This is a genomic window from Streptomyces sp. NPDC058864 (assembly GCF_042742985.1).
Classification (GTDB): domain Bacteria; phylum Actinomycetota; class Actinomycetes; order Streptomycetales; family Streptomycetaceae; genus Actinacidiphila.
Genome location: NZ_JBHYMQ010000132.1, coordinates 1 through 11,028, shown reverse-complemented (window position 1 = coordinate 11,028; position 11,028 = coordinate 1). Strand labels below are relative to the sequence as shown.

Below are 11,028 nucleotides of genomic sequence, written 5' to 3'. Positions count from 1 at the left end.
CGGTCGCCGGCGTCGATGGTCCAGGTGAACTCACCGGCCTGCTCCGGCACCGTCGCCGTGATCGTCTGCTCGCCCTCCGACGCGGGCGGATCCGTGGTGAGAGACAGGGGCGTCCAGGCGTCCAGGGTGCGGTCGTCGAAGGTGTCCTTCCACGTCGTGATGTCGGTGAGGCGCAGGAACGCACCGATGCCGTAGCTGCGACCGGGGGTGAGCTTCCCGGCGGGGACGGTGAGGGAGACGGTGAAGGCGCCGCCCGCGGACCGCATGGAGTCGTAGTAGAGCTGTCCGCCGCTGGTGTCCGGCGACGTCGCGATCCAGTCGCGGTTCCCCGTATTGCCCGGCTGCCACGTGTCGGCGTCGAAGAGACCGAGGTCGAGCGAGTAGGTGAGCGTGGAGCTCGGCCAGTCGGGGACGTCGAAGCCCGCCCCGATGACGGTCAGGCGCGTGGTGGTGCCGGGGTCCACTTCGGTGCCGGGCACCGTTACGAGCTGCGGCTTCCCCGTGGCGCGGAAGACCCGGACGGAGAAGGGGTCGGAGACCGTCCGTGCGCCCTCGGCGTTGGCCGCGACGATGCGTGCGGACGCCCCGTCGGCGTCGAGCGGGACGGCGGGGAGGGTGAACTGCTGCGTTCCGCCGACGATCGGCTGCGCGTACTGGGCGCCGGTCCAGCGCTGCCAGGTGGCGCCGTTGTCGTCGCTGCGTTCGAGGACGATCGTGGCGGGGTCGACGGCGGGGTTGCCGGTGACGCGGAACTTCACGAGGGGCTTGGTCCCCTGGATGGCGGCCAGGTCACGCGGAGGCTCGGTGAAGGCGGGTGCGGAGTACGGCGCGGTGCTGAGCAGCAGGGCCGTGGAGGCCGCCCGGCCGTCGTCGTTGGTCGCCACGATGCGCACGTAGGTGTTGTTCCACGAGGAGTCGATGCCCGCGATGGTCAGGGACTCCCCGGTCGCGCCGTCGATGGCCGTCCACGGGCCGTTGGCCGAGCCGGAGCGCTCCCATTGGAGCCCGGCGTCCCCGTCGACGTCGGCGGTGACGGTGAGGTCGCGGCCTTCGACGTACGGCGCGGCGGCGGTCGTGGAGGGGTTCGCGAGGATGACGGGGACGTCCTTGACGTCGGGGGCGGAGTCGAAGCGTACCGAGACGTCGAAGGGCGGCTTGTCGTGGTCGTCGCTGAGGCCGCTGGTGTGCCAGTAGCTGGACAGGCCGGTCTCGTACTGGAAGTCGACGAAGGACTCCGGCCACGAACCCCAGTCGGGTTTGGCCTCCTTGACGGAGCCGGCGATGGCGGAGGTGGTGGAACGCACGCCGTCGTTCAGGGGGAAGTAGTCCACGCCGGAGAACGTGGGGGAGATCTGCACCCCGCCGTCCGGTCCCGCGGTGGTGTCGAGGCGTACCTGGTCGAATGTGGCGACGGTGACCCGGCGCGCGGGCACCTCCTCCTGCTCGCCCGGGTTGTCGCGGCTGGAGCCCATGCCGCCGCTGGTGGCGGTGAGCGTGCCGGTGCCGTCCTCGGCGATCGTCAGGGTGGGGTCCTTGACGTACCAGGTGACCATGCCCGCGTAGGCGTTGGCGGTGAAGGCGCCGTCCCAGTGGATCGTCGCCTCACCCGTGACGGGATTGGCGGTTCCGGTGCCTTCGGTGAACAGGACGCGCTGGTTGAGCTGCGACCCGGCGCCGGGGATGCACTTGGTGGCGTCGGAGATGCCCTGGGCGGTGCCGTCGGGGACCCGGTGGACGATGCGTACGGCACCCTGCCGGTCCTGGAACTTCTGCTGGGTTCCGGCGGAGAAGAAGTTGCAGCCGGCGTTGGCCGGGTTGCCGCCCTGGTAGATGTTGTTGACGCCCCACTCCAGGCTCGCATGGCTCACCGGGTCGAGGCTTCCCCCGCCGGAGATGACGCTGAGCCCGGCCGCCGAGGAGGTGGCGGACGGGCCGTGGCCGTTGTCGACGACGACCCGGAACCGGGCCCCGTCGTCGGCGGGGCGGGACGTGAAGGCGTAGTCGGCGCCGGTGGCCTTGGCGATGTCCGACCATGCCGCGCCCGCGGAGTCCTGGCGCTGCCACTGGTACGTGAACGGGCCGGTGCCGCCGGCGCCGACGGTGAACCGCGCGGTCTGGTAGGCCTGCACGGAGGTGTCGTGGGGCGGTTCGACGACGCCGGCCGCGACGGGGGTGACCGTGAGCCGGGCCCCGTCGGAGGTGTGCTGGGCGAAGCCGCTGTCGAAGACCTTGACGGAGTAAGTGGCGCCATTGTCCGCATAGTCGGCCGCAAAGGTGTAGGCCGCGGTGTTGCTGCCCGGCAGCGGGACGCTGCCCTTGGTGTCCGTGCGGTACCACGTGTAGAAGCGGGCGCCGGGGAAGTCGACCGTGAAGGTCACCGACCCGCCGTCGGGCACGGTCTGCGGCTGCGGTTGCGCCGCGAACGCCGGATCGGATGCCGCGGCCTGGCCTGTCCGGGCGGCCCGTGCGGCCTGGGCGGTGGTGGCCACGGTGGCGTCGGCCGCGGTCACCTGGGCCGCTTCCGCCGAAGCGAGGTGGGCCGGCGCGGGTGCGGCCACCGCCAGTGCCGTGGCGACTGCCGCGAGCCCGACGGTGATCCGTGCGGGGAATGGTCTGGAACGCACTGTCAAGTCCGCTCGTCGAAGGGGAATTCGGCTGATGGAGAGGCAGGCCGGCGGCTTGCCCCGACCCCCGTGGTGCGGTCCGCGGGCGGGCTGTGGCCACCGCGGACACGGCATTCGCCGGACGGTGTCGACAACGATGTCCCACCCAGTGCCCGGGGGCCGGCGGACGGCGTCGAGCCGCCCGGGCCCCTTCGTGCGCTCCGGACCGATGCCTTCCGGGGCCCGGTCCGATCCTGCGAAGTTAGGATAGCCTAACCTATCTATCATGCCGACAGACCGTCGACAACATGTTGACTTAGGGGACCCTAAGTTGCAAGCATGGCCGTGAGCACGACCAGGGAGGAACCTTGACAACATCCCCTTTTTCGACGGTCATTCGCACCGCGAGCCGTGATCGGCACACTGAGGCCGAGAACGCACCGTTCATCGGCAACCTGTTGAGTGGGCGCTTCGCCGTGGACGCCTACGCCCGCTACACGGAACAGCTCTACTTCGTGTACCGGGCGCTGGAGGAGGCCGCCGGACCGCTCGCCCAGGACCCGGTCGCCGGGCCCTTCCTGAAGCCGGAGCTGATGAGGGTCGCCGCACTCGAACGCGACCTGCGGCACCTGCTGGGCGACGCGTGGCGCGACCGTGTCGCGCCGCTGCCCGCGACCCGGCGGTACGCGGAACGGATCGCCGAGGTGGCCGCGACCTGGCCGGCCGGATACGTGGCGCACCACTACACCCGGTACCTCGGCGACCTCTCGGGCGGCCAGGTCATCAGGAGCATCGCCGAACGGACTTGGGGCCTGGAACACAAGGGCGACGGAGTCCGCCTCTACGTCTTCGACGGCATCGACAACCCCGCCGCCTTCAAGCGTCGGTACCGCGCACTCCTGGACGCCCTGCCCGTGGACGAACTGGAGAAGCAGCGCGTGGTGGAGGAGTGCCGCACGGCCTTCGCTCTGAACAGCGCCGTCTTCGCGGACCTCGACGCGCTCTTCCCGCTCACCGCCTGAGCGGGGCCGGGTCGCGGGGAGCGGCCCCCGGAAGGGGGATTCCGGGGCATTCCGCCGAACTTCCCGGACCTCCACCCCTTCCCATGAAGATAGGTTAGGCTTACCTAAGTTCAACGGGGAGTTGATCCACGGCGGCCCTGGCCTGGGCCCTGGCATGTCCAAAACGTGTACCACCGTGTCCGCGCGAGCCGCGGACGTTGTCGGACGGGAGCCCGATCCGCCCCCGTCGCCCTAATGGAGGCAGCCCTGTGACGGGCAACAGACAGCCCCGGCCCCCGCGTCCGCCGTCGTCCACCACCGGTCGCGGCGTGACGCCCGCACCACGCACCTCACCGCCCCGACGCGTCCTGCTCGGGCTCCTGCTGGTCGTCCCGGTGCTCCTCGCCGGCTGCGACGCACCGGCGAACGCCACCCGCCCCGGGCAGGCGGGCGCACAGCGCACCGTCCCGTGGGACCAGGTGCGCCCGCCGGCCGACCCCCGCTCCTACAGCGGTCCCACGACCGCCACCGTCGCGGACGCCGACATCACCCCGGTGACCCCGTCGGCCCGTCCCGTGCTCCCCGCCACGGTGACCGACGTACAGGGCACCAAGGTGACCGTCAGGAGCACCGACCGGATCCTGGCGCTCGACCTCTACGGCAGCCTCGCCGCGACCGTCCAGGGCCTCGGCCTCGGCGGCCACCTGGTCGGCCGGGACCAGTCGACGGGCTTCCCGGCCGCCGCGAAGCTGCCGCTGGTCACCCGTGGCGGACACCAGCTGAACGCCGAGGCGATCCTCGCGCTGCACCCCACCGTGCTCATCACCGACACCACCCTCGGCCCCTGGAGCGTCGTCCTCCAACTGCGGGACTCCGGCGTGCCGGTGGTCGTGGTGGGCGCCAAGCGCTCGCTGGACACCGTCGGAACCCTCGTCGACGAGGTCTCCGCCGCGCTCGGCGTGAAGGCCGAGGGCCGGCAGCTCCGCGACCGGCTGCACGAGGAGATCGCCGCCGAGCAGGCGCAGATCGCGAAGGTCGTCCCGGCCGACGCGGCACGCCGTCCGCGTGTGATGTTCCTCTACGCACGCGGTCAGGCCGGTGTCTACTACCTGTTCGGCAAGGGGTCGGGAGCGGACTCGCTCATCAAGGCGCTGCGGGCCGTCGACGTGGCCGGTGAGGCCGGCATCAACGGCTTCACCCCGCTGAACGCCGAGGCCATGGCCAAGGCCAAGCCCGACGTCATCATGATGATGAGCGAGGGCCTGGAGTCCGTCGGCGGCGTCGAGGGGGCGCTGAGCCTGCCGGGCGTCGCCCAGACCCCGGCCGGGCAGCGCCGCCGGATCGTCGACATGAGCGACTACCAGGTCCTGTCCTTCGGGCCGTTGACCGCCCGGGTGCTCGACGCACTCGCCCGCGCCGTCTACGCACCCGGCTCGCTCGCCCCGTCGTCCCCCGCGGGAGCGGCGTCATGACCGCACTCGACACGGCCACCCGGCCCAGGAGCGGCCCCGCCACGACAGAACCGTCCGGACCGGCGGCAGGAACGGGCACCCCCGCGGGACGCACCGCGCGCGCGGCCCTGTTCACCGCGCTCGGCATCGCCCTGGTCGTGGTCGGACTCGGCTCGGCCGCGCTCGGGCAGTACGGGATCGGGTTCGGCGACGCGGCGACATCGGTGCTGCACCGCCTGTCCGGGCCGCTCGGCCTGGGGCACCCGATCGGCGACCCCTTCGCCGAATCCACCCTGTGGCAGATCCGCATGCCCCGCGTCGTGATGTCGCTGCTGGTCGGCGCGGTCCTGGCGACCGCCGGAGCGCTGATGCAGGGCGTCTTCGGCAATCCGCTCGCCGAGCCCGGCGTCGTCGGGGTGTCGGCGGGCTCGGCGCTCGGCGCGGCCTTCGTCATCGTCGCCGGCATCGACGTCGTCGGCCGGTTCACCGTCCCCGCGGCGGCCTTCCTGGCCGGACTGGTCGCGGTGCTGCTGGTCTACCTGCTGTCGCGGTCCGGGGGCCGCACCGAGGTGGTCACCCTGGTGCTGACCGGTATCGCCATCAACGCCGTGGCCGGCGCAGGACTGGCGTTCTGCATGTTCTTCGGCAGCCAGACCGCCCGCGACCAGATCGTCTTCTGGCAGCTCGGGAGCCTCAACGGCAGCCGCTGGGCGTACGTCGGCAGTGTGGCGCCGTTCGCCGTGACCGGCCTCATCGGCGCCTGCCTGCTGGCGCGCAGGCTCGACCTGCTCTCCCTCGGCGACCGGGCCGCCCGGCACCTCGGTGTCAATGTCGAACGCCTGCGTGTGACCGCGATCGTGCTCATCGCCGTCATGGTCGCAGCGGCGGTCGCCTTCAGCGGCATCATCGGCTTCGTCGGGCTCGTCGTCCCCCACCTCGTCCGCATGGCGGTCGGCCCCGGCCACCGGGTACTGATCCCCGCCAGCATGCTCGGCGGAGCCGTGCTCCTCGCCACCGCCGACGTCGTCGCCAGAACCGTCATCGCCTACGCCGACCTCCCGATCGGCATGCTCACCGCCCTGGTGGGCGGCCCCTTCTTCTTCTGGCTGCTGCGCACCACCCGCGCACGGGCGGGAGGATGGACGTGAACGCGCGAGCCGCACTGGGCAGGCTCACCGGACGCCGGGCCCCCCTGCCCCGGCCGCCGGAGCCGGGAACGGTGGCGCTCTCCGCCCGGGGAATCGGCCTGCGCATCGGTGGCACCTGGCTGCTGAAGGACGTGGACCTCGACCTGGCCGCAGGCACCCTGCTCGCCGTCGTCGGCCCCAACGGCGCCGGCAAGTCGACCCTGCTGTCCCTGCTTGCCGGAGACCAGCCACCCACGGCCGGGACCGTCCAGGTCGGAGACCTGCCCGTCGCCACGACCCATCCGGGCGACCTCGCGCGCCGCCGCGCGGTGCTGCCCCAACGCGCGACGCTGTCCTTCCCGTTCACCGTGGGCGACGTCGTGGCGATGGGACGGGCCCCCTGGGCCGGCACCGACGCCGAGGACGCCGACGAGGACGCGATCGACCGCGCCCTGACCGCCGCGGGCATGACCGGCTTCACGCACCGCCGCTACCCGACGCTGTCGGGCGGGGAACAGGCGCGCGCGTCCTTCGCCCGGGTCCTCGCCCAGGACACCACCGTCCTGCTCCTCGACGAACCGACCGCGGCCCTCGACCTGCGTCACCAGGAACAGCTCATGCGGACCGCCCGGGCCTGCGCCGACAGCGGACAGGCGGTGCTCGCCGTACTGCACGACCTGCAACTCGCCGCCGCCTACGCCGACGAGATCGCGGTGCTGCACGCGGGCCGGCTCGTCGAACGGGGCGAGCCCGCGGCGGTTCTGACCGAGCCCCTGCTCGAAGAGGTCTATCAGCTTCCCATCGAGGTGTACCGGCACCCCGTCACCGGCGCGGTGATGGTCGGACCTCGACGGCACGGCAAAGGAACGCCCACACCATGACCACACCCCTCCAGCTCGTCACGCCACCGCCCGCGCGGCCGGGAAGCGGACGGCACCTGCTGTGGACCCTCGTCACCGCCGCCCTGATCACGGCCGCCGCGGTCCTGGTGCCCGCGCCCCCGGCCACGGCGGCCGCCCGGGTCACCGTGTCCCCGGCCACCGCCGATCCCGACTACGCGAGCGAACTGCGCCTGCACGGGGCCGGCTTCCAGTCCGTGAAGAACGGATTCGGCGGGGTCTACGTGCTGTTCGGCACCGTCAGCGGCACCTGGCGGCCCAGCCGGGGCGGCACCAGCGGCGAGGACTACGTCTACGTCCAGGACTCCGAGACCAAGGACAACCACGGTTACCAGCGCTTCGTGGCCTTCCCCGGCGACCCGACCGCCTACGCCGCCAACGGCGGCACCGTGAAGGCCGACGGCACCTGGGACGCCACCCTGGTCGTACCGGGTGCCGTGTTCCCCGCCAAGGGCCGCGACGGAACGATCCGCCAGGTCGACTGCCGCAAGGTCCAGTGCGGGGTGATCACCATCGGAGCGCACGGCGTGGCGAACCCCGACAACGAGACGTTCACGCCCGTCCGCTTCACCACCCCGTCGAAGCCCGCCCCCGCCACGAAGTCCGCGCGGCCCGGCGCGTCGCCGACGCGCGGCGGCACCCCCGCCGCCGGTCCCGGTACGGCGGAGCCCTCTTCGGCGGCCCCGCGCGCAACCACCGGCTCGCCGGCCGCCGCACCGGCGCCGGCCGGCGACCCGACGACCACCGTCGCGGCGGACCCCGTCGTCAGCGCCACCTCCACGACGGGCGCGGGCCGTCTGGCGATGCTCGGCGCCGCCGTGGCCGTCGCCGTCCTCGCGACCTTCCTTCTGCTGCGCCGGCGCAGGCGCACCGCCACGTCCACCGAAACGGGGAACAAGTGACGACCCAGAGAAGCGGCAGCCGCTCGCGCATCGCCTCCGTACTCGGTGTGGTGGTGGGTGTGGTGTCGGCGGCGGGTGTTGTGGTCGTGGGGGCCGGTTCGGCTTCGGCGGCTTCGGTGTCGGTGTCGGATGCCTCGTTCGCGTGGGGGCTGAGTGGTGAGCAGGGGGGTGGTGCGTTCTTCGGGGGCTGCAATTTCCTGTCCGCGGGCAAGGCGGGGAATACCGGGTCCAGTCGTCTGTGGGCGCAGGGTGACGGCTTCTACTCGACGCGGGACGGGAACGTCACGGTGGAGAAGCCGAACGCCGCGGGTGAGTTCGGGCAGCCGTCGTGGGCGACGAAGTGCCAGGATGCGAACGGGGCCGTGGTGTCGGCGGGTTCGACGGGTTCGCTGACGCGTAACCGGGTGGTGTTCAGCCATGGTACGGGGACGGTCGACACGGCCGCGCGTACGGCGTCGATCCGCTGGACGGGTTCGTTCACGTCCGTGTTCTACGGTGGGTTGACGTACTGGTCGGCGTCGGATCCGACCCTGATGGTCAACGCCGACGGGACCGGCACGCTCACCGCGACCGCCTCCGGCTACGGCGCCGACATGAACGACCCGGGCAAGTGGGTCCCGGTCCCGGAGACCACGGTCACCTTGGCCGAGTTCAGCAACGTCGAGGTGGGCTCGAACGGTTTCACGGTGACGCCGGACTATCTGGGGGAGTCGGTGACGGTTCCGTCGGGGACGACGGGTCAGCCGGCGAAGTCGGCGGCGAACCAGGCGTACTGGGGCTCCTTCCCGCAGGACTTCGTGGACTTCCAGCAGCTGACCGGGCAGTCCTCGTACTGGTTCACCTCCGGCGGCGCCCGCGACGCGGCCAAGCCCGCCACCCCCCTCACCCTCACCTACACCATCGGGCCCGACGGCACCGCCGCCCCCACGCCCACCGGGCCCGGCACCACGCCCGCGGCCACCACGACCCCGTCGTCCCCCGCCGGTACGGTCGGCGCGTCACCGTCCGGGAGCACGACGGGCACCACCGAGGGCTGCGAGGTCGCCGGAGCCGTCAAGGGCGGCAGCCTCACCTGGGGCTTCAAGAAGAGCTTCCGCTCCTACGTCGGCGGCCCCACGGGCAACGGCATCACGGCCGACGACGGCCTGAAGATCCTCGCCCAGGACCTGGCCGTCGCGGGCAGGAACACCACCGGCACCTACCAGTGGCCCTTCGAGTCCAGCTCCGCCTACACCTCGCCCGACGACTTCACCGTCCAGTACGCGGGCCGCGTCACCTACTCCTACCCCGCCCACTACTTCAAGGTCGCCATCGCCCAGCCGCGCCTCGTCGTCCACGGCAAGACCGGCACCCTCTACGCGGACGTCAGCCTGACCGTCAGCGCGCCGGACACCGAGCCCACCACCGACGCCCGGGACGACGTCGCCCTGGCCTCCCTCGACCTGTCCGGCAGCACCGCGGAGACCGGAGCCTCGGGCGTCACCCGCACCGTGCGCACGGCGATCGAGGACACCAAGGCCTTCACCTTCAACGGGAGCAGCTTCTACCGGAAGGGCCAGCAACTGGACGACGCGACCGTGCACCTGAACGGCTGCACCGGTACCGGAGACGCGCCCACCACGGGCCCGGACGACACCACCGGCGGACAGGACACCGGCGGCGCGGGCGACGACTCCGCGCTCGTCCCCGACACGCGGTTCCGTCCCGGTGAACTGGCCAGCACCGGCATCGGCGCCCACTCCGCCGGGGCTCTCGCGGCCGCCGCGGCCTGCGCCACCGTCGGCGCGGCCCTGGTCGTCCTCGCCCGGCGCCGCAGGCACACCGCCGGCGTCCACCGCTGACCCGCCGACCAGGCACCCACCACCGGCGGAAGGGGGTGAGGCCGCCCGCCAGGGCCGGACACCCGTACAAGCCGAAGGGGCCGGGCATGCCCGCCCAGCCCCTCGACCAGCGGGACACGACGTGTCCCACCCGATTCTCTGCAGGAGAGAAGAAACCAATGTATCGAATGAGCACGCGCCGGACCGGCGCGAGATTCACCCCCCGTGCCACCCGTCTCGCGACCCGCGCCCTCGCCGGTGCCGTGGTGGGTGTGGTGTCGGCGGCGGGTGTGGTGGTCGTGGGGGCCGGTTCGGCTTCGGCGGCTTCGGTGTCGGTGTCGGATGCCTCGTTCGCGTGGGGGCTGAGTGGTGAGCAGGGGGGTGGTGCGTTCTTCGGGGGCTGCAATTTCCTGTCCGCGGGCAAGGCGGGGAACACCGGGTCCAGTCGTCTGTGGGCGCAGGGTGACGGCTTCTACTCGACGCGGGACGGCAACGTCACGGTGGAGAAGCCGAACGCCGCGGGTGAGTTCGGGCAGCCGTCGTGGGCGACGAAGTGCCAGGATGCGAACGGGGCCGCGGTGTCGGCGGGTTCGACGGGTTCGCTGACGCGTAACCGGGTGGTGTTCAGCCATGGTACGGGGACGGTCGACACGGCCGCGCGTACGGCGTCGATCCGCTGGACGGGTTCGTTCACGTCCGTGTTCTACGGTGGGTTGACGTACTGGTCGGCGTCGGATCCGACGTTGACGGTGGACGCGGACGGTTCGGGGACGTTGACGGCGACCGCGACCGGTTACGGCGCGGACATGAACGACCCGGGCAAGTGGGTGGCGTTGCCGGCGAGGACGGTGACGCTGGCGAAGCTGAGTCATGTGGAGCTGGGGTCGTCCGGGTTCACGGTGACGCCGGACTATCTGGGGGAGTCGGTGACGGTTCCGTCGGGGACGACGGGTCAGCCGGCGAAGTCGGCGGCGAACCAGGCGTACTGGGGTTCGTTCCCGCAGGACTTCGTGGACTTCCAGCAGCTGACCGGGCAGTCCTCGTACTGGTTCACCTCCGGTGGCGCCCGCGACGCGGCCAAGCCCGCCACCCCCCTCACCCTCACCTACACGACCGAGGACACCGGGCCGACGGATCCGCCCGCGTCGGAGGGCGAGCAGACGATCACGGCGACGGTGCCGGAGCAGGCCGGTGAGTTCACCTGGACCATCGACGCCGGCGACCG

At 72.1% G+C, this 11,028-nt stretch carries 8 protein-coding genes; 7 read left to right on the top strand and 1 reads right to left on the bottom strand.

Annotation, left to right across the window (positions count from 1 at the left end; translation table 11 throughout):
- A partial coding sequence (locus tag ACFW3D_RS41490) for a DUF8696 domain-containing protein (RefSeq protein WP_500513622.1) occupies window positions 1-2,624 on the bottom strand: 2,624 nt, incomplete at its 3' end.
- A 347-nt stretch (window positions 2,625-2,971) separates the two neighbouring features.
- Between ACFW3D_RS41490 and ACFW3D_RS41485 the strand changes: the two genes are divergently transcribed.
- From ACFW3D_RS41485 to ACFW3D_RS41455, 7 genes are all read left to right on the top strand, one after another.
- A complete protein-coding gene (locus ACFW3D_RS41485) occupies window positions 2,972-3,625 on the top strand; it encodes a biliverdin-producing heme oxygenase (protein WP_500513620.1) in 654 nt (217 codons plus the stop codon).
- Between the two features lie 308 nt (window positions 3,626-3,933).
- On the top strand, window positions 3,934-5,076 hold the full coding sequence (locus tag ACFW3D_RS41480) for a heme/hemin ABC transporter substrate-binding protein (protein WP_500513619.1): 1,143 nt from the start codon (window positions 3,934-3,936) through the stop codon (window positions 5,074-5,076).
- Window positions 5,073-6,203 carry a FecCD family ABC transporter permease gene (locus ACFW3D_RS41475; protein ID WP_500513618.1) on the top strand — a complete coding sequence of 377 codons (1,131 nt, stop codon included), beginning with the start codon at window positions 5,073-5,075 and terminating at the stop codon, window positions 6,201-6,203. Before ACFW3D_RS41480 ends, ACFW3D_RS41475 begins: the two co-directional genes overlap by 4 nt.
- Window positions 6,194-7,063 (top strand): heme ABC transporter ATP-binding protein, encoded by an 870-nt coding sequence (locus ACFW3D_RS41470; RefSeq protein WP_500513617.1) that lies wholly within the window; start codon window positions 6,194-6,196, stop codon window positions 7,061-7,063. Before ACFW3D_RS41475 ends, ACFW3D_RS41470 begins: the two co-directional genes overlap by 10 nt.
- On the top strand, window positions 7,060-7,983 hold the full coding sequence (locus tag ACFW3D_RS41465) for a hypothetical protein (protein ID WP_500513615.1): 924 nt from the start codon (window positions 7,060-7,062) through the stop codon (window positions 7,981-7,983). The genes ACFW3D_RS41470 and ACFW3D_RS41465 overlap by 4 nt, the downstream gene beginning before the upstream one ends.
- A complete protein-coding gene (locus tag ACFW3D_RS41460) occupies window positions 7,980-9,824 on the top strand; it encodes an HtaA domain-containing protein (RefSeq protein ID WP_500513614.1) in 1,845 nt (614 codons plus the stop codon). Before ACFW3D_RS41465 ends, ACFW3D_RS41460 begins: the two co-directional genes overlap by 4 nt.
- 167 nt (window positions 9,825-9,991) lie before the next feature.
- Window positions 9,992-11,028, top strand: a 1,037-nt coding sequence (locus tag ACFW3D_RS41455; protein WP_500513613.1) for a hypothetical protein, incomplete at its 3' end; no start/stop codon positions are given.